Annotated in this window: 19 protein-coding genes and 1 rRNA gene; 10 read left to right on the top strand and 10 right to left on the bottom strand. The window is 43.9% G+C overall.

All coding sequences use genetic code 11. The annotated features are described in order from the left end of the window. The 5 genes from rrf to ACCM36_RS02070 form a co-directional block, all read left to right on the top strand. Positions 1-104 (top strand): 5S ribosomal RNA (gene rrf / locus ACCM36_RS02050); the annotation flags it as partial. Positions 105-286: 182 nt separating this feature from the next. Continuing rightward, entirely contained in the window at positions 287-1,735 is a 1,449-nt protein-coding gene (gene tgtA, locus ACCM36_RS02055; RefSeq protein WP_370572047.1) for a tRNA guanosine(15) transglycosylase TgtA, read from the top strand. A 56-nt stretch (positions 1,736-1,791) separates the two neighbouring features. Next, a complete protein-coding gene (locus ACCM36_RS02060) occupies positions 1,792-2,736 on the top strand; it encodes a UbiA prenyltransferase family protein (protein ID WP_370572048.1) in 945 nt (314 codons plus the stop codon). Positions 2,737-2,746: 10 nt separating this feature from the next. Then, complete coding sequence (locus ACCM36_RS02065; RefSeq protein ID WP_370572049.1) at positions 2,747-3,904, top strand: NAD(P)/FAD-dependent oxidoreductase; 1,158 nt, start codon at positions 2,747-2,749, stop codon at positions 3,902-3,904. Between the two features lie 9 nt (positions 3,905-3,913). Continuing rightward, positions 3,914-5,056 (top strand): radical SAM/SPASM domain-containing protein, encoded by a 1,143-nt coding sequence (locus tag ACCM36_RS02070; protein WP_370572065.1) that lies wholly within the window; start codon positions 3,914-3,916, stop codon positions 5,054-5,056. Positions 5,057-5,106: 50 nt separating this feature from the next. Here ACCM36_RS02070 and ACCM36_RS02075 read toward each other — a convergent pair whose 3' ends face one another. Next, on the bottom strand, positions 5,107-5,964 hold the full coding sequence (locus tag ACCM36_RS02075; RefSeq protein WP_370572050.1) for a coiled-coil protein: 858 nt from the start codon (positions 5,962-5,964) through the stop codon (positions 5,107-5,109). A gap of 40 nt (positions 5,965-6,004) precedes the next feature. Next, positions 6,005-6,715 (bottom strand): phosphoserine phosphatase SerB, encoded by a 711-nt coding sequence (gene serB, locus ACCM36_RS02080; RefSeq protein WP_370572051.1) that lies wholly within the window; start codon positions 6,713-6,715, stop codon positions 6,005-6,007. A gap of 193 nt (positions 6,716-6,908) precedes the next feature. On the opposite strand from serB, the gene ACCM36_RS02085 reads away from it, so the two are divergent. Next, positions 6,909-7,733, top strand: a complete 825-nt coding sequence (locus tag ACCM36_RS02085) for a F420-dependent methylenetetrahydromethanopterin dehydrogenase (protein WP_370572052.1) — start codon at positions 6,909-6,911, stop codon at positions 7,731-7,733. A 242-nt stretch (positions 7,734-7,975) separates the two neighbouring features. On the opposite strand, the gene ACCM36_RS02090 is transcribed toward ACCM36_RS02085, so the two are convergent. Continuing rightward, a complete protein-coding gene (locus ACCM36_RS02090; protein ID WP_370572053.1) occupies positions 7,976-8,560 on the bottom strand; it encodes a pyruvate kinase alpha/beta domain-containing protein in 585 nt (194 codons plus the stop codon). 99 nt (positions 8,561-8,659) lie between these two features. Between ACCM36_RS02090 and ACCM36_RS02095 the strand changes: the two genes are divergently transcribed. Beyond that, a complete protein-coding gene (locus ACCM36_RS02095) occupies positions 8,660-9,406 on the top strand; it encodes a proteasome assembly chaperone family protein (RefSeq protein WP_370572054.1) in 747 nt (248 codons plus the stop codon). A 4-nt stretch (positions 9,407-9,410) separates the two neighbouring features. Continuing rightward, positions 9,411-9,800, top strand: coding sequence for a DUF473 domain-containing protein (locus ACCM36_RS02100; RefSeq protein ID WP_370572055.1), 390 nt, complete (start codon positions 9,411-9,413; stop codon positions 9,798-9,800). A gap of 201 nt (positions 9,801-10,001) precedes the next feature. Here ACCM36_RS02100 and sepS read toward each other — a convergent pair whose 3' ends face one another. From sepS to ACCM36_RS02115, 3 genes are all read right to left on the bottom strand, one after another. Continuing rightward, positions 10,002-11,621 (bottom strand): O-phosphoserine--tRNA ligase, encoded by a 1,620-nt coding sequence (gene sepS / locus ACCM36_RS02105; protein WP_370572056.1) that lies wholly within the window; start codon positions 11,619-11,621, stop codon positions 10,002-10,004. Positions 11,622-11,672: 51 nt separating this feature from the next. Further along, positions 11,673-12,305 (bottom strand): haloacid dehalogenase, encoded by a 633-nt coding sequence (locus ACCM36_RS02110; protein WP_370572057.1) that lies wholly within the window; start codon positions 12,303-12,305, stop codon positions 11,673-11,675. 187 nt (positions 12,306-12,492) lie between these two features. Beyond that, positions 12,493-12,762, bottom strand: a complete 270-nt coding sequence (locus tag ACCM36_RS02115) for a UPF0147 family protein (protein ID WP_292353032.1) — start codon at positions 12,760-12,762, stop codon at positions 12,493-12,495. Positions 12,763-12,879: 117 nt separating this feature from the next. Between ACCM36_RS02115 and ACCM36_RS02120 the strand changes: the two genes are divergently transcribed. Next, positions 12,880-13,365: an Sjogren's syndrome/scleroderma autoantigen 1 family protein gene (locus ACCM36_RS02120; RefSeq protein WP_370572059.1), complete on the top strand. Its 486-nt coding sequence runs from the start codon at positions 12,880-12,882 to the stop codon at positions 13,363-13,365. Between the two features lie 31 nt (positions 13,366-13,396). On the opposite strand, the gene ACCM36_RS02125 is transcribed toward ACCM36_RS02120, so the two are convergent. The 4 genes from ACCM36_RS02125 to ACCM36_RS02140 all read right to left on the bottom strand — a co-directional run bounded on the left by ACCM36_RS02125 (position 13,397) and on the right by ACCM36_RS02140 (position 19,270). After that, on the bottom strand, positions 13,397-15,652 hold the full coding sequence (locus ACCM36_RS02125; protein WP_370572060.1) for a DEAD/DEAH box helicase: 2,256 nt from the start codon (positions 15,650-15,652) through the stop codon (positions 13,397-13,399). 73 nt (positions 15,653-15,725) lie between these two features. Next, positions 15,726-17,480: a glycine--tRNA ligase gene (gene glyS / locus ACCM36_RS02130; RefSeq protein WP_370572061.1), complete on the bottom strand. Its 1,755-nt coding sequence runs from the start codon at positions 17,478-17,480 to the stop codon at positions 15,726-15,728. 433 nt (positions 17,481-17,913) lie between these two features. After that, entirely contained in the window at positions 17,914-18,705 is a 792-nt protein-coding gene (locus tag ACCM36_RS02135; RefSeq protein WP_370572062.1) for a 2-amino-3,7-dideoxy-D-threo-hept-6-ulosonate synthase, read from the bottom strand. A 52-nt stretch (positions 18,706-18,757) separates the two neighbouring features. Then, positions 18,758-19,270, bottom strand: coding sequence for a deoxyuridine 5'-triphosphate nucleotidohydrolase (locus ACCM36_RS02140; protein ID WP_370572063.1), 513 nt, complete (start codon positions 19,268-19,270; stop codon positions 18,758-18,760). 224 nt (positions 19,271-19,494) lie between these two features. Here ACCM36_RS02140 and ACCM36_RS02145 point away from each other — a divergent pair. After that, the coding region (locus tag ACCM36_RS02145) for a hypothetical protein (RefSeq protein WP_370572064.1) at positions 19,495-19,701 on the top strand (207 nt) is incomplete at its 3' end.

Genomic DNA, 19,701 nt, shown 5'->3' on the forward strand with positions numbered 1-19,701 from the left:
AGGGCAACTCCTGTACCCATTCCGAACACAGAAGATAAGCCTGTCCACGTTCCGTACTGTACTTAAGTGCGCGAGCCTTTGGGAACTTCGGATCGCTGCTATGCTCACTCTATGATTTTAATACTAATTCTAATAACAATAACTTACTACCGGTTCCTACTAAATTCTCAAGTAATATCGATGTTAGTAGATTGCATAGCCCTTCTTGTAATACTACAATTTGCCCCTCATTCAGAAGTTTTTCATGAGGCAACATACATATATCTTTAATTTTATCTACCCCTTCATGACATCCAGATTCGAGATCCTTCATAAGGATGCTGCAGGGCGCATAGGTAAACTCACCACTGCCCATGGTGTAGTGGAAACTCCTACTGTTATGCCTGTTATCAATCCCAATATCCAGACTATTAAGCCTTCAGAAATGCGAAATTTCGGCGCTCAAATGCTCATCACTAATTCTTATATCATCTATCGCAAGGAGGAACTACGCCAAAAAGCGCTTAGCAATGGTCTTCATTCCCTTTTGGACTTTGATGGTCCTATTATGACTGATTCCGGATCTTTCCAATTATCTATATACGGTGAGGTAGAAGTAACCAACGAGCAAATTGTGGATTTCCAGCAGAAGATAGGTTCGGATATAGCTGTACCTCTGGATATTCCTACACCTCCTAATGTTATCAGGGAGCAAGCAGAATCTGAACTTAATACCACTATCCAACGCCTGAAGGCTGCCAGAGATTTGGTAAAAGGTAACATATTACTAGCTGGTCCGGTTCAAGGATCAAGTTATCCGGATCTGCGCGAGCAATGTGCGCATACCCTCTCAAAAGTTGGTTTTGATGTGTATCCATTCGGGGCGGTTGTCCCTCTCATGGAAACATACCGCTATGCAGATCTGGTTGATGTCATAATTTCTGCCAAGAAAGGATTGGATCCTTCTGCACCGGTTCATCTATTTGGGGCTGGTCATCCCATGATGTTCGCTCTCGCAGTATCTCTTGGATGCGATCTGTTCGATTCTGCAGCTTATGCTCTCTATGCTAAGGATAGGCGATACATCACTACCGCAGGTACATATCACGTAGATCAACTCCAATATCTTCCTTGTTCTTGTCCCATATGTATATCCCATACAGCAGAACAACTCAAAAAAGCGCCTAATTGCCAGGATCTCCTAGCTCGGCACAACCTTTATGCAACGTTTGAAGAAATGCGTCATGTAAAACAATCCATAAAAGAAGGTAATCTTCTGGAACTTGTGGAACAAAGGTGCCGTGCCCATCCCAGGTTACTTTCAGCCCTGAAACAGATGTATAAGTATTCTGATTGGCTGGAACAGCACGATCCAGCATCTAAATCCACATTTTTCTACTGTGGACCCGAGTCGTCCAAGCGTCCTGAGGTTTTGAGATTCTCTCGTAGGTTGGACCGTTTTTCACTAAACGGCAAAGCTCTCATCAGGGCTTCACCTACGCGTATCGACACAGATTTTGATCATGTTCTTATATTCAGACCACCATTTGGTGCATTTCCTCAAGAGCTAGCTGAGATATATCCATTTAATACAGAATCTGTCCACATTCCAGACTATGAATCTCTTGAACAGGCATATATGAATGTCCTTAAACTTATAGAACTGAATCCAGATGTAGCATTTACTTTCATGATCGCAAAAAGGTTTGAGCATCCACTGGTAGAGAAATTGAAACAGGTAGCTACTATTATCTAATTAACTATAAAAAGTAAAATCCCCCTTAAGTAGGTTTTTTCATTGCGGTGATTTAATTGGTTTCAATCTCAGACTCAAAGACCACCCATCCGTTCATTGAATTGCTAAGGCCGGAAATAGCGGAGATGGACCTTGCCCTGCCAGCAGCCAGTGCATTGCTGGCTTCTTATCTGGCAACAGGTTCTCTACCTCCCCTCCTGTCATTTATCATAGCATTAATAGGAGGATATGCAGCCATCACAAGCTCATATGTATATAATGACTGTTGTGATGTGGACATTGATAGTATAAATCTTCCAAACAGGCCCCTTCCATCTGCACAGCTCAACAAACAAAAAGCTCTCAAATATGCTATTTTCCTTGCAATGATAGCATCAGCAGCTGCATTGATTCTCAATCCCGAATCATTCGTTGTGCTTATTGTAGCAGTGACAACCATCAGTATATATTCAAGCTTAGCCAAAAGATCTACTTTCTTAAGTTTTGTTCCCGTAGGGATAGCTTATGGTCTTGTGCCTATTGGGATATGGTTGGCCTTTGATCCTGCAGGCATACTAAAGCAACCTGATTACGGTTCTGTTTTGCCCCTTCCCGCTATCTTCCTTGGTCTTATGATGTGTTTTACTGATTGGGGCTTCACACTTTCTGGTGTTGCAAGGGATGTAGAAGGAGATCGTGCACGGGGTGCGCCAACTTTCCCTGTAACTTTTGGTGTACCATACACTGCTCAATTCGTGACCCTCATGTGGGTAGTAGGGGTTATTGCTTCCATTGCAATAGGTGTTACCGCCCATCTTGGCCCAGTATTTTTTATTGGTGCTATTCTTGCGGGTCTATGGATGTTGTCACAATCATTTGATTTTATTAAACATCCAACTCCTCAAAGGGGCGGCCGCCTCTTCCTTCAGGGTTCGCGCTATAGGGGCATCATGTTCGGTTCACTTATAGTTGATGTGCTCCTTATGGTATTATCAAGCAGCTACGCTTCTATATTATGGTAAGGTAATTGTGATGGATGCAGATATTGTAGTAATTGGTGCCTCTCCGGCAGGCATGATGGCTGCGCGTAATGCTGCCTTAAAGGGAACAAATGTTATTCTGATCGATCGGAAAGAGGCAATCGGTAATCCCACTCATCCGGCAAACACTTTCTTTAAAGGAATGTTTGATAAAACCGGTGAGACAGTCGATCAGAGCTATGTGATAAAGAATCTCAAAGGTGCACATATAGTAGCTCCTTCCGGCGGCGAGGTTGTTGTACAGAGTCCGGCATATTTCCTGGACCGCAAGAAATTCGATGAATATTATGCACAGCAGGTACGTAAGGCAGGTGTAGATCTCCGCACGTCGACAGAAGCCCTGAATGTGGTCCGCAGTGAAGGTGTCTTTTCTATAAGTACCAATGAAGGGACGTTAAAATCTAAACTGGTCATTATCTCTGATGGCATCAATTCCAGAATTGCAGGGCTTATGGGTATGAAACCCATCAAATATCCCCGTGATATAGCATGGTCTATGGAAGCTGAGGTAGAGGCTCCAGATTTGGGAGAACCGGATATGTTCGAATACTATGTGGGTAATCACGCTCCCGGATGGAAATCAACATATTCTCCATGTGGCGGTAATCGTGCAACTCTGGGAGTATATGTACGAAGACATGGAAACGATGTCTCCCTATTCTTTGATTCCTGGGTTGAGCGTTTCAAGAAAATGAAAGGCTTAGATGACATCTCATTCATCAGCAAGTCAGTTGGGGGCGACCCTATCGCCGCTATCCCGGGAGAGATAATCTCTGAAGGAGTTATGGTCACTGGCGGTTCTGCTGCCCAGTCCGGTATAGGATATGGTATGCATGCTGGTCAGCTGTGCGGGGATGTGGCGGCAGATGCTATTGTAAAAGGTGATGTTTCTGCCAGATTTCTGTCAGAGTACAGAAAACGCTGGAACCAAGAGTACAGAAATGAGTACTATCTGGGTCGTATCGCACTTGAGACCCTGCGCAAAATGACAGATAAGGAGATAGATTCCATCATGCAGGTATTTGAGGGCGAGGATCTTTCATTCATTCAAGGTGATCCTCTGGTCAAGGCAATGCGCACAGGTCTCTTCATGCTCACGAAAAAGCCATCTTCATTGCTTGCCTACAGGGCGGCATTGAGGAGGAAGTGAACAGTGGTTATGAAAAAGTATTACTTTTACAGGAATCCCTTTTTCAAGGTCTATGCAACGGTACAGGATGGTCTTGTTAAGATGGATACTGAAGGTCTGGTATCTCCTATTTTCAGTTCGATGGTAAAAGACCTGATGCAGATGTTCGATGGCACAAAACCTTCCAAGGTGGAGACTGACAGACTCATTTATTCCACTTGGATGCCTCCCATACCCGGCAAACCCTTTGATCGATTGGTATCCAGCCAGATGGGTAACATGAGGGGTAAATATGTACCCGAGCAATTGACTATTTCCATTACCGAGGACTGTCCCAATAAATGCCTTCACTGTGCATTGCCGGATACAAAGAATCGTGCAAGGTTGGAACCAAATGTTGTGAGGTCGATCATCGATCAGGCACAGGAGATCGGTACTACTTTAATTATATTTGACGGAGGAGAACCCTTGCTTTATACGGGTCTGGAAGAGCTGATATCTCATGTGGACCAGCAGTGTGCTATTCCCGGTCTGTTCACTTCAGGTGTGGGTTTTACTGCGGAGCGTGCACAAAGCCTCAAAGAGGCTGGCCTGTATATGCTTAGTGTGAGCTTGGACAGTGCTCATGAAGAGGGTCATGATCTTATGCGTGGGCGACCGGGTGTATTCAGAGATGCGTTGTCTGCGATAAGTAATGGAGTAGAGGCTGGTCTGCTTGTCAATATCTATGTGGTTATCTCTCCGAGGAACATACATGAATTGGACGATTTCTACCAATTGGCTCGTGAAACAGGCGTACACGAAATTTCATTCTTTGAGATAGTTCCTACGGGCAGATGGCTTGAACATACGAACGAGGTGCTCTCTGCTGAAGACCATAAAAAATTCGATGATTTTGTGCTCCGTACAAGTAATATCGATGGTCCACGGATATTTCCTATCCCTCATATAGTGGGAAAAATGGGTTGTTTTGCCGGGAGGAAATGGCTGCATATAACTCCGGAAGGGAACGTATGGCCATGTTCCTGCCTTCCTTTAAGTTATGGTAATATACATACTGATAGCCTGAGATCTGTATGGAAAAAGATTACTAATGACCCCTCATTTACAAGTGGTAGATGCTTAATGCGCAATCCAGAATTCAGGCGTATCCGTCTGGATCTAAATGATTAAAAAAATCAAAATTGAAATTTAAGGGTGAGTACACCCTTATTTATTTCTTTTTATAATAGTCCGGATCTCTGAAGTGCCATGAGATTCTCTGTGGTGAGCTTTTCTCCGGCTTTGAACTTGTCAAAGATATCTTCAGCATCTTTGCGCATATCAGCCCTGGATACTTCTCTTCTGCCGTCAGTTTCTCCCTTCTTGAGCTTGCGGACCTCTTTATCAATGTCCCTTATCTCTTTCTGGGCAGCGATGAACTTCTTGTGCTTCTCATCTGCACTTTCCTGGAACTTTACGAATTCCTTGTGAGCGGCATCGGATTCTGCACGTATCTTGTCAGCTTCCTTAAAGGTGGCTATCATAAGGTCATGGTATTCCTGTGCTTTCTGTGCGTACTCAGAAAGCAATGTGTGCTCCTTTGAAGCCTCGTCCCTTATCTCCTGTGCCTTCGTGAGCAGTTCCTTTAGTTCCTGGTTGCCTTCAAGCTGCTGCTTTTTGGCATTGTACACCTTACGCAGCTCTGTGATCTTGTTTACAAGTTCTCTTTCCTTACTTGTGCTCAGGACCTCTGTCTGCTGTGCGAATTCCAGGCGATCGATATCTTTACGGATATCCTTGATGGATGGGCCTGTAAGGTTATTCTCTCCGCGTATGGTATCTATCTGGGCATAGATCTCATTGGCCCTATTATTGATCTCATCCCTGGAGTCCTTATGCTCTTTGACCTTCACATTGTTCTCATCGCGAAGGTTCTTATAATTCTGAGCCTCGTTGATAAGGTCTTTTGTCTTCTTGTTGAGCTCATTGCGCTTTGCAGCAAGCTTGCTTGCCTCGGCATTGAGTTCGTTGCGCTGTATCTTGTATTCCTCAGACAGTCTTTTCAGTTCTGTCTTCTTCTCGTTCAGTTCTTTCAACATCGCTTGTTAATCCTCCCTCTCCGGCATTGAAGCCGGCATTTCATGCATTTCTAATGCACGATACACACCGCTGATCCGGATCGAAAGACTCGATGACCGGTATCACAGCTTTGAGGTTCTTCTCTATTATCACAACGTCTGCATGCTGTCGTAATACAGGCTTCGAATTGAATGCTATAGCATATCTTGCTCTTTTGAAGATACATATATCATTTGCTCCGTCACCTACAACTATGCAATCTTCAGGTGCGATCCCGTGCTGAGCTGCAATTTCTTCAAGCACCAGTTCCTTTGAGTTCTGTGCAGTAAGGGCTCCTTCCACTTCACCAGTGATGATCCCTTCCTTTACTATTAGTTCGTTGGATACTACATGGTCGATCCCAAGTAGTTTTCCCACTCTTTCCGAAGATAGTGTAAATCCTCCGGATACCATTGCAGTAGTATATCCTACGGATTTCACGAAACTGATCAGTTCTTTAGCACCAGGCATTAGAGGCATCTTGTCCAGAGCCGTTCTCGCATCTTCCAAGCTCAATCCTTTCAGAAGTCTTACCCTTTCAGTAAGTGCCTGAGAGAACTCGATTTCTCCTTTCATGGCCCTTTCGGTTATTGCTGATACCTCTTGACCAACTCCCGCCGCCTTAGCAAGCTCATCGATAGTTTCAGCATCGATCAGCGTACTGTCCATATCAAAAACTATCAGTTTCTTACTACTATTACTTTTCTCAGAAAGACCACTTATATAACTCACTTGATCTACCTAGGATTTAAGATTGTAAATGGGGCTTATGGAACAGGCTGATGTGAAATAAATGACATTGCTTTTAACCTTTTCGGATAGATTCTTGTCAGTTACTCCAATCTTGTAATTGTCATATTTAGGTCTGTTCTGTTTCCAAAAGTAATATATTCTACACTGCACTATTGCTGTACTGTGATTTTACATGGCCAAGATTGGAATCATTAAGTTAGGTAATTTAGGTATGAGCCAGGTTATTGACCTGGTACAGGATGAGATCGCAGCAAGAGAAGGTATCACTGTACGTGTATTCGGTACAGGTCCCAAAATGGGCAAAGATGAAGCAGCTGCGACCGCAGATTTAAAGAAAATGGGGGCAGATTTCTACGTAATGATCAGCCCCAACTCCAGCGCTCCAGGTCCAACTGCAGCACGTGAACTTTACAAAGATGTTCCATGCATAATCGTTTCAGACGGCCCTACCAAGAAAGAGGACCGCGAGGCTCTTCAGCAGGCAGGTTTCGGTTACATCATTATGACCGTAGACCCACTCATAGGTGCAAAGACCGAGTTCCTTGACGCTGTAGAGATGGCATCCTTCAACTCTGATGCAATGAAAGTCCTTTCTACCTGTGGTGTTGTAAGACTCATTCAGGAAGAGCTGGACAAGGTCGCAGCCCAGGTCGATGCAGGCGAGCCTATCCAGCTACCCCACATTGTTGCAAAGCCAGAGGTATGTATCGAGAGAGCTCACTTCAATAACCCCTATGCAAAAGCAAAGGGTCTTGCAGCACTCCACATGGCTGACATGGTCGCAAAGATCAACTTCCCGGCATGCTTCATGATGAAGGAACTTGAACAGGTAGCTCTTACAACTGCCGCTGGTCACGAAATGATGAGGGCAGCAGCCCAGCTCGCAATCGAGGCACGTGAGATAGAGAAAGCTAACGACAGCGTTTTCAGACAGCCCCACTCCAAAAAGGGAGGCAAGCAGTTCCAGAAAACAAAGCTGTATGAAAAACCCCAGTGAAGTGCCTTCTGGTACTTCCTTTTCATTTTCTTTGAATTCCCATGGATGTTATAACAGTCTCTTTGCTTGCGATCCTAATTTTCGCAGTTTCTGTTGCCCTAACAGCATTTTTTCTCAAGTCTGCGCTAGATCTTCACAATAGAACTGTAGATGCAGTGGTATCTCACAATTCAAAAATTCAGACTAATTCAGAGTCAGCAGATAATAAAATAGAAGAAAGAAGCCAGTAAAGGTATTTTGGCTTATTGCCTTATCCTTGGCATGGCGATGATCTCTCTTATCTGAGCATCGAAAAACTTTTGTGAATGAGAAGGCCTGATCACAACAGCCACGTCTGCACCGTGGCCAGTACCAGCAATAGAAATTACCTCTGTTTCAGAGGTCACAGGTATCTTACCTGAGTCAGCTGCCATCATTGTTATTTCTACAACTACCTTGAAGCCTTGGCCGAACAAGGAACGCAGCGTATTTGATATCACATCTACTCTGCTGGTTCCCCCAAGCTTGTTTGAGATGGCTCTTTCTATTCCTGAGAACAGATGGGACTGGATGACAACTTCAACTCCCATATTTTGCAATTCTTTCAAAGTATCAAGTTCCATCTCCCATTTTCCATCGCCTTTTACTCCATACTGGTAGCTTACACAAATGATCTTCAGCATTTTTCCTTTTGCAGCTTTTGCCATCTCTAATGCCGTATATCCGGTGGTACTCGACACTACGATTTGCTTGATCCCCAGCTCTTCGGCCCTTTTGATAGCAGCATCAATGACCAGTTGTGTATTCTCCTTGCCTGTGCTTTCAAGGTATATTATTGGTTTTTCCATGTTACCCTTCCTTCATTTTTATGAACGATGCTCTTATCTATCATGATCAGTATAAAATATCAGCGATTAAATAAGTGTTAGGTAGAAACAGGTGATCTTTTGGCAGACACAGACTATGATGACAAGAACGTGAAAATAGTAACAAAACCCATCAAATCAGAGAATCCAGTTCTTATAGAGGGTTTTCCGGGAATAGGTCTGGTGGGAAATATAGCAAGCCAGCAGATCATAGATGAACTCAAGATGACTTATATGGGGTCCATTGATTCAAGGCATTTTCCTCCGATAGCTGTACTTTATGAAGGTCTCATCAATATGCCGGTAAGGATATATGAAAGTGAGGGGCGCAATATTGTGATGGTTGTCTCAGATATACCCATTAATCCGGTGGTATCCTATGACATCAGCAGAGCATTATTGGACTGGGCAAAGGCGATCAACGTAAAGGAAATAGTTTCGATTGCAGGCATAGCTACAATGTCCGAAGAGCGCAAGGTGTTTGGTGCAGCTACAACACCTGAAATGCTTGAAAGGATAAAGGATAAAGTGGAGGTATTCCAGATGGGTACTATTTCCGGTATATCGGGGAGCATTATGGCGGAATGCCTGGTCAGGGAAATACCGGCCATAAGCCTTTTGGGAGCTACTCAGAGCCAAAACCCAGACCCGCGAGCAGCAGCAGTGGTGATCGATGTGTTAAATCTTCTCTATGATCTCTCAGTGAATACTGAAAGCCTGATCGAGCAGGCCGAGAAGATAGAGATCGAGATGCAACGGCTTGCAGAGGATGTAAAATCAACTGAGCAGCAGCCTGCGCCGAGGAAAGAGTTCCCCATGTATGGGTGATAGTATGGAGTACATTGCACTAACGGGTATGTCCGAGCGAGTGATTTCCGAGTTGCGGAATCACCATCCTCTTACCATTGAAGTACGTAGTCCGCAAAATTTTTTTGCTGCTTACAAGGCTAATATAGGTGATTTAATCTTCATTACTCACGTTTGTCCTGAAGACATGCGCGGAGGCACGGTGGGTATCATCGCAAAAGTGCTTAAACATCAGGTGATCACTCACAGGATGGTCCAAAGCAATGATATCTATTATGAGGAACGTGAAACGACTCTGTTGCGCATACAGCTCGAACCCAGGTTTGTATCAAGGGTGCGTCGTGTTACATCTAATGAGGTCTGCAAAGCCACTAAAGTGGATGCTGAAGAAATGCCCTTCTTCGATGCAAGGTGATCAGCTCAGGCCATTGTTTGGGTTTTTCTCTCAAGCCCCTTTCTATTTTTTAGCTTGTTCATCTATAGCCGGAATTAAATCGTCATCTCAATTTTAAGATTTCAATATATTATTGTGAGGTCAACTGGAATATGTCCAGTTGTATCTCTTTTAGTTCTTCGAGCGATCTTCCTTCTGGGTCGAACAGTTCGCAAGGCAGGATCATTCGATCTCTGCCCTCACTGTTGTGAAAACTGGTCCCCTTATATCGATCTTCTTATTATTGCTGGTTATATAGCGCTGAGCTAGGGGCTTTATCCTTACATTGATCTCCGAAGGCACTTTCACTATCCTCACTCGCGTTTCCACCAGTTTCTCACCATTCTTTGCAGCTTCTTCTATCTCCCACGCAGCCTGGGCGGCAAAGGCATCTATGAACCTTATACCTGACTTTGCGGAATCATTTTCAAAAGCTTCTTCCCACTTCTTATTATTGGGTAGTCCCAGAATATCGCTCTTAAATGCCAGCACTTCGTTGAAAGCTGCAGGACCACAGAGTTTAGTGTTCTCCTCTGGTTCCACAACTGAAACTTTCACTTTCCTGCCATGTAGGGTGCCTTCCCATGCAGCGAATTCACATGGGCTAGGTTCGGAGCCGTGCAATTCGCACTGTTTTACGATAGCAGCAACTATCTGCTCCCCCTCAGCTGTAGCAGGTATCTTTTCCACATAGACCATCTGTGCAAGCTCGTTATCATGCATGATCCATGGGGAGTACTGTGGTATCTGCGGATATGTAAGGGAACGCATATCCATAGCACCATACAGGATCATAGCAAGTCTTTCTACTCCTAGTCCGAGGTTCATGACAGGATAAGGTATCTCGTACTCTGCAAGGGCTGTAGGCGAATATATTCCAAAGGTTGCTATTTCGACCCAGCCATCAGAATACTTTGTCTTTGAACCCACAAGCTTGGGGTGATATGCAAAGACCTCTATCTGCGTGTCCGGTACATAGTACTTGCTTCTCTTTTCATCAGGCCTGAACCTGAACTTTTCAAAACCGAACTGTGCCAGCAGACCCTGTGCAACCGCTTTTCCATGGTCTACCGTAACATCCTCGTTCATAATGACACACGAAGCTGAATAATAAGTCATGAGACGCGCTGCGTCTTCAGCCTGTTCCCTTCTGAAACAGCGATCTATGGAGAAAAAGTTAAAAGGAGGTTCAGCACGTTCCAGTATTCCTGAAAGACTTATGAACCAGCCTGAGGTCATGTGACTACGCAATGTCTTACGGCCACATAATGGTGCCAATTCCTTGAACTCGGGGAAAACCTGGTCTATCATCTCTACTATTAATGAGTCAGAAACGCCTAGTTCCATTGCCATTTCAGGTACCAGGTCATCTCCCTCTATGTCTCCTTTCTTATATGCGTGAAGTATCTTCCTTATCTTTTCGATACCTTCTTCACCAATATCCCCCAGCATCTCTTTTATTGTGGTTATCCGTTCATCGGATATTCCCACGTTGGGTCTGGGTAGTCCCCCTAGATAGAAACACCTGTCAAGTACTGCAAGCGCCTCGTGCCCGAATTGTTTGTGCACTTCCTTTTCATCTACAATAAGGGGATTCATCATCTCATGAAAACCCATTCGCAGGTATGCTTCACGCAGGCGGGAGATGGTTTCATAGACCGGGTGCACTCTCCCATAGTTCAGCTCCATGTGTGGGTATCCCTGGTTAACGGGTGATATTTTGACATATTGCCTTCCGTTGTTCCATGCCGTGTCAAAGTCTTCTTTTGCTGCTGCTTTGATATCTTCAGGGTTGAATCTCATAGTGATGTCCTCTAGGATGGTGATTAATTCGATGCGATATTATTTATTTCTTTATTTGCGGGATCTGAATTCAGTTTCGAGCGCTTGCATAGCCAATTCAAGTTTTTGTTGTCTGACTGCTGCTGTGAGTTCTCCTCGTGATATCTCCAGAAGCAGGCGCAGCCTGTCTGTCTTTGCCCGCAGTCCATGTGTCATAGCATCAGGGTAATCGAATACCATCAAACTTGTGTACAGTTCTTCCATGATGCTCAGGTATCTTTCTCCTTCATCCAGCATCCCCTGGCGTATTAGATCAAGTATATGCCTTTTTATTTCTCCTCCTACATCTCCCAATCCATTGAGGTATGCCACAGGTTCCACTTTTAATTCTCCAGGCTCAGGGATGCTTTTTCCAGAAACAAGTGCATATATAACGCTACATTCTGTAAATTCCTGCTGGGCATGTTCCACAAAACCCGCATAAAATATATCAGGCTGATTTTTAAGAACTGAAATCATTTTTTCCATGTTATCTCTTGCAGTTTGGATCATGGAATATGCCCGTTCAAGTTCCATCTTGTGGACATGCTGCATTGACACTCTGCAATTGCGCACCACTTCCCTTGACAATGTTATGCCTTGCTCTCTGGCTTTGTCTTTTTCTTCCAGCTCTTCTCTGATATTTTCAATGATACTTCTTATCATGGTCCCTTCTTTCTTATTCAAATTCTATCATGTATTTGTCATAATTGCAACTAACAAGGGTAGTATCTCAGTAAATGTCTCTTCTTAAAGGCCACGATCAGTCGAAGCCTATGAACACAAATTTAGAAATGGGTTTAAGAGGATGTACTCCTTACAGGATAACATCCATGTTCCTTAAAAGGAAGGATTAATCATCTACAGGAATTGTTTCGAGCTGACTTGCAACATTCCATATCAGGGTACGGGTGTGTAATGGAATGTTTGGATCGTTGCTAATGTCTTCTAAGATCGAAATGCTTGCTGTTGTCCTCATGAACAGAGGCTCCCCTTCATTTTTCAGTGTGGTCAGCACATCACTTGCAGAACGCCTTATATTCCTTGGAACAGAACTGTCGTTTGCGATCTGCTCTAATATCTGTATACACTGGTTTATAACATCTTTAAAATCGTTTGCCATACAAATCACCTTCAGATGACTTATCACTAAAATAAGATACTCAAGTTACAACTAAACCATTATATGGTATAAAAAGACTTTCATTGGTAATATCTCAATGACGTAACAGAGGAATACATGAGTCAAAAGGATGAAGAATCAATAAACAAGATCTCACGAATGCTTGAGATCGGTGGTACAATGCTGGCACAGCATTGCTCGGAATGCGGAGCTCCATTGTTCAGGTATAAAGGTAATGTCATTTGTCCGGTATGTGATACGGGACAAAAACCTTCTGTTCAGGTGCAAGAGAAACAGGCTGATCTTTCTTCCATTATAGCTGGCAGTGTAGAGGCAAGACAAGTCATCTCTTCAGCAGATGCAATTCCCTCTGCAAGTGTCTCCCCGGCTGAAGTTAAGAGTGCAACTTCTGTGAGCTCAGAGGCTTCAGTCCAATGTAAGGCTATCTCTGGCCTTTCTCTATCTGATCTGGAAGAGATCATGATAACGAAAGCCATCATGCTTGCGCGCTCCATGCAACCGGAACAGGATCCACGCAGGATAAAAGAGTTTCTTGATCTAATTGAAAAAAGCCTGGATGTACTAGACCGGCTGAAGAAGTAATTTCAAAAAAGGATAAGGTCAAAGCACTGGCTTATCCTTTATACTTTCCGGATACAACTTCTCTTATTCGGGAAGCTGTTTTTGGTCCAATGTTCTGGACCTTTATTAATTCTTCATATTCTGCTTTCATCACATTCTCCACACTGCCTAAATGCTTAAGCAGATTTTTTGCTGCTTTCGGTCCTATCTCACTGATGGCCGAGACTATGTATTCCTGTTGCTCTGATAACATTTGGGAGGCCTTTTTGCCATGAATCTTAATCTCCCTCTTTTCATCGGATTGTTCCCTCTTTGCAAGTGTGTGGATGAACGTAGCACTATCTTCAGCATCCCGTGTGTAGAATATGGATACTCCAAAGTCTATTCCTATGGAGGCAAGAGTTCCATGTATCGACTTAGGACTAATCTGACGTGCTGAAAATAAGCCCCCGCCTTCTATTAACAGCACAGGCTTTTCATAGGTACGTGAAATATTTGAGATCTGCTCGAACAAAGTGTTGTTCAGAAGAGAATTCACAAGATCCTCTGCGCTCTTTCTCTCGATTGCGATCCTTTCGCTGATAACATAGTCTCCTACTTCCAGGGTCTTAACATCTATATCTGCCCCAAGCTTTTCAAGCTCTCTGGCAACCTGGCTGCGAACTTCCCGATGATCTATAACGACCCTTATGCCTTTGTTCTCAAATTCTGATAATTGCTTCTGGTCCTTTTCGATCAGTGGTGGAGCATATTGTTCCAAAGTGGGAGCATTTGCAGGCATAAGCTCCTGCAACTCTTTCATATTGCTGTGCATCCGGCGTTCCTTTGACAGGCTGCTCCAGTAATAACCTTCATCCCGTGTGCCTTTGGTGACTAGCACCACAACTCTGCCAGCATGTTTTCTTGCTGTTCTGCCTTTGCGCTGTATGCTCCTTATCTCGGAAGGAATGGGTTCATAAAAGACCACAAGGTCAGTTGAGGGTATGTCCAATCCTTCCTCTGCTACAGAAGTTGCCACCAGTACGTTGTATCCGCCCTTTTTGAAATCCTCAATGATCTGTACCTGCTGCTTTTGAGTAAGACCTTTATCTTTGTATTTCGAGCTTTGTCCTACAAATCGTACAGGACGAATATCTTCCATTGCTTCCAGGGAAGTTGTGACCATATCCGCAGTATCCCTGTAATTCGTGAAAACTATTACTCTTGATTCCGGTCTGCCAGCTATCTGTTTGGATACGATGTTTTTCACCAGATCAAGTTTCGGATGTTCACTATCAGTATCTTTTATCCGGTGAATGGCCTGCCGCATATAGAGATCCTCAGCCAACCTTTTTGAAGCTTTACTACCGCTTTTGGAATATGCTTCATGTTCTAGCCTTTCCATGTACTTGCGCAAGGATTCTATCCCTTGTGTCTCTATGATCTCTACTGCATGGCTGACCTTCATTATCTCGGCGACAATTGATATTGCTCCATAGACCGAAGGATCAGGTAAACCTCTCAGTTCCTCCTGGAGTTTTTTCTGCATCCCAAGCAGTTCTTTTTTTGTAACGAATTTTGGGTTATGTACGGGAAATCCAAGCTCTGTAAGTTTTGTGAACCTTTCCTCTGTCACTTTTTCAAGCAGCCCTTTGATCTCGGCCATGTCTTTAGGGAGCTCGATCTTTATCCATTCGATCTCTTTCTTATGGATATAAGGCCTAACATCGCTATCAGATTCGGTCTTCACAGCAACTGACCTGATATGCAGTGCTTCACACACTTCGCTTATTTTCTCATCAGTACTTCCGGGACTTGCGGTTATTCCCAGGCAATGAGGGTTCTTTGCATTTTCAAAATATTTCTCTGCTATGTATGTGTAAGCGTAGTTCCCTACGGCTCTGTGGGCTTCATCGAATGTTATATGACAGACATCATCAAGACTAATGCGTTTAGTAAGTACATCGTTTTCTATAACCTGTGGTGTGGAAACGATAACCTTTCCAGTTTTCCAGAGTTCTGCTCTTTTTTCAGGAACCACGCTTCCGGTAAAAGCGATGATCTGCTCTTCAGGTATCTTCATTACTTTCTTGAAAAAAGCTGCATGCTGTTCCACTAGGGGTTTTGTAGGAGAAAGTACAAGGGCTCTTCCTCCTAATTTTTCCATCCTGGCTGCAATTACAAGCAACGAAACAATGGTTTTCCCAAGACCAGTAGGCAGCACTATCAATGTGGGAGAGGAAAGGGCCCGGCCTGCAAGGTCAAGCTGATAAAGCCTCTGCTCAACGGTGTCAGGTAATATGAGGGGGTGTTTGATGTAGGTTGTCATGTTACATTCTGCTTCTCGACTGTAACATATACAACCCTTATATTTTTAAATATGTGCAAGCACAGTGAAAGTATTACAAAGGCTTTCCTGTAGTTTCGAATTCTCTGTCCGTATACACAAGTTCATAGAGCACATCCTCTATCTTCTCAATAGGTGCTCTCACCTGCTGCATGCTATCCCTGTCTCTTATGGTCACTGTATTGTCTTGCAGTGTATCGTAGTCAATGGTGATACAATACGGTGTGCCTATCTCATCATTACGCCTGTAGCGGCGGCCAATAGCTCCTGAATCATCATAAGCTACCAGAAGGCCTTTATCCCTTAGCTTATTGGCTATTTCCTTTGAAGGTTCTATGAGTTCCTGTCTGGTTAGCAATGGCAATACTGCCACTTTTACAGGTGATACCTCTTTCTTGAACCTCAGAACTATCCTTGCCTCATCTTCCGTTTCCTCTTCAGACTCTTTGGCTGGAATCATTTCCTCATCATAGGCATGTTCCATAACGGAGTACAGTATCCTGTCTATACCAAATGAAGGTTCTATGACGTGAGGAATTATGCTCTCTCCGCTGATCTTGATTGTCTCCTGGGCGAACTCCACCATTTCTCTTGGTACGGAAAATTCTTCTCCATCGGCTATGACTTTGATCTCTTTTTTTTCCAGCTCTTCGGCCATAAGGGCTTTAAGGGCTTCGGCAACAACCTTTGCTTTGCCTTTGAACATCGGTCCCATTTTCCCCATATTGGGTTTGACCACAAACTTTTCCACCATCTTTGGTTGCTCGTACTCGATAAAAATGGAAAGTTCTGTTTTACTCATGTTGGCATGCGCTGAAAGGTCGTAATCCGTCCTATCAGCAATACCCACTACTTCCACCCAGCCGAATCTGTCAGTAAGGATCTCCGCATCCCAGCAGTCTATGGCATAGTGGGCCATTTCATCTTTCCTATGCTGCCTGAACCTCAACTTTTCCGGGGCGATGCCAACGCGCTGCAGGAAATGATTTACTAATGCCACTTGATAGGCAAGGAACTCATGCGCAATGATACCATTGTCCACAGCTTCCCTGACCGTCATAATTTCGGATTCTCCTTTGTCCTGCGCTGCGTCAGAATAAAAGTTAATTGCCGTATTTTCAAATCTTTGGATATTGGGATGGCGCTTGTCCTTTGGGTCGATGAAGATCTCAGCTTCTGCCTGGGTGAACTCCCTAAGCCTTATAACTCCCTGCCTTGGTGATATTTCATTACGGTATGATTTTCCGATCTGGGTTGCACCAAAGGGAAGTTTGTCACGGTAATATCTTGCAAGCCTCAGAAAATCCACGAACATTCCCTGGGCTGTTTCAGGCCTGAGGTAACCCTTTCTTCCGGTTCCGGGACCTATCTGGGTCTTGAACATGAGGTTGAATTCGTAGGTATTTCCCAGATCTCCTCCACATTCAGGACATTTAACACTGTTTTGGGCGATAACGTTATCTAATTCCTCATCGCTGAAGCCATCTGCTTCTTCAACTATGTGCTTTATCAGATGGTCCGCTCTGAATGCTTCACCACACTGCTTGCACTCGCAGAGGGGATCGGAGAATCCTCCCACATGGCCTGATGCTACGAACACCTCCTCAATTCCTATGGTCGGGCACTCGATCTCCATAAACCCTTCCTGTATAACGTATATTTCACGCCAGATCTGTTCTATTCTGCGTTTCAAAGTGCTTCCTAAGGGTCCGTAATCATAGAATCCGGCTGTTCCTCCGTACAGCTCGAAGGAGTTCCACAAGAATCCACGGCGTTTAGCCAGTTCTATAACCTGCTCATATCTATCCATAATGATCCTCAAAAATAATTATTACTCGTATGAATGTTATTCTATGATAGGACATCGATATTCCCATTGGATTTAACATTATCGAGGTTATCAGGATCAACTATATTGTTCAACTATGTTCATAAAAATGGGAATACGGGTCCATAATGCTTATATGCGTGTTCACATATACAAAGAGTTAGGCAAGGCCGAAAGAAGCATTTTCATATCGTACCACCACCAACAATCATTTCAATGAGTCTTTTAAAAATCAAAGGCCTTGCTTTACTCCTCTTCTAACAACTGTTTTTCATAAAAATATCTTTTTGTTCATGCAAGTCATTCAAATATCCTTACTGTGCATATGAGCAGTAAACCCCCCTACTTCCATTGGAGAATAGAGTTAACACTGCCTTGGTACATGTATTCTAAAAAAGTAAAAGTTAAATGGTTTTTATTCGCCCAGTATTTCCTCTACTGTCATTCCATCATGAACAATTTTGGAGATATGGGATACAAGTTTTACCGGATCTTCAGACTGGAATACATTCCTTCCGATGGCAACACCACTTCCGCCCGCCTGCAGGGAGTCATATACCATTTGAAGCAATTGTCTCTCAGTGTCCATTTGTGGCCCACCGGCTATAACAACAGGTACCGGGCATCCCTCTACTACTTCTCTAAAAGTTTCTATCGTTCCGGTATAATTCGTCTTGACAATGTCAGCCCCAAGTTCAGCTCCAATACGTGCAGCATGCTTCACGAACTTCACATCGTGTTCAGATGTGACCTTCGGTCCTCTCGGATACATCATGGCAATTAATGGCATTCCCCATTCATCGCATGCCCTTGCAATAAAACCAAGATCCTTCAGCATCTGTGCTTCATCATCTGCCCCTACATTTATGTGTACTGAAACAGCATCTGCACCGATCTTTATTGCTTCTTCTACAGTGGTTACCAATACCTTGTGGTTAGGATCGGGCCCCAGGGATGTGGAGGCTGAAAGGTGAATTATAAGTCCTATATCTCTTCCGTATCCTCTGTGGCCATATCTGGGCAGTCCCATATGTCCAAGCACTGCATTAGCTCCGCCCTCTGCAACTTTGTTCACAGTGGTTGGGAGGTCTATAATGCCTTTGATCGGTCCTGCACCCACCCCATGGTCCAAGGGTATGATTATAGTCTTCCCGGTATTACGGTTGAAGATCCTTTCCATCCTTACAGATTTACCAATCTCACTCATGAATTGCTATAACTGATTGAACATACATATTCTTTACGTGGCAATTATGTGTTCAGATGTTCTCATACTGGTATTGGCCTTTATAGCCTCCTTCCACTTCTGCTTGTAACTCGTAGAACAGTAGTTGTATGATACGTGCATTCTTGCGCAGGTTGAAACCCTCCGGGTTGTGCACCACCAACATGGATTCGCTCCTTCCTCTATAGCCGGAATCCCATACGGCAGTACCTATGTTCACGCCGCATCTAAGCATTGTGGACCGCGGTCTTGCTATAGCAGCCAAGTCTTTTGGTATGTTGACTACCTCATTGAATATCACTTTGTAAGTTCCGGGAAGAAGGAATAGCCAACCATCCTCGTCGAATTCAAGCGATCTGCTTAAGGGGAGTTTTCTGCAGGAGTTATCAAAATCAATAGCACCAGCTCCTACCATCACTTCAACGCGTTGCAGCGTCATCTCAACGCTATTGGGCTGAAGCTGCGTTTCCATATCTACCATGTTTTCCATCAGTGGTGGTTTTGCCAATATTCTCTCTCTTAGTTCTTTTCTGGATAGAAGTGTCATGAGGCACAATTGCCGTGCTGGCTTATTATAATATCGGGTATTATTGAAAAACAGTACTTTTATTATCTATTATACTTATTTTTATAACCATTTAACTTAAATACATTAAGGATTAATGTACATATGGACATGAGATGGGATGCCTGTAATAAAGATCAGTTCACCCCTGATCTTTGCAGGTGCTATATTTGTGTCGTATATAGAACAACACAGGAGATGCCATAATGAACAGTACATATCTTGTAAAGGAAGGTAACAGGCCCGAGTTAGTTTTTCGGGTTACTCTAAGCCCCGATGGGAAGACGTACATGAAAGAATACTCTCTTGTTTTTCCAAAATACAGGACAGCGGATATCCCGCGCTATGATCCGGTGGCGCTTGCTGAGGTCCAGGCCACGGTAAAAGCAGGTGATCTGGGTTACTGTGAGTTT

The organism is Methanomethylovorans sp. (assembly GCF_041305605.1).
GTDB lineage: Archaea > Halobacteriota > Methanosarcinia > Methanosarcinales > Methanosarcinaceae > Methanomethylovorans.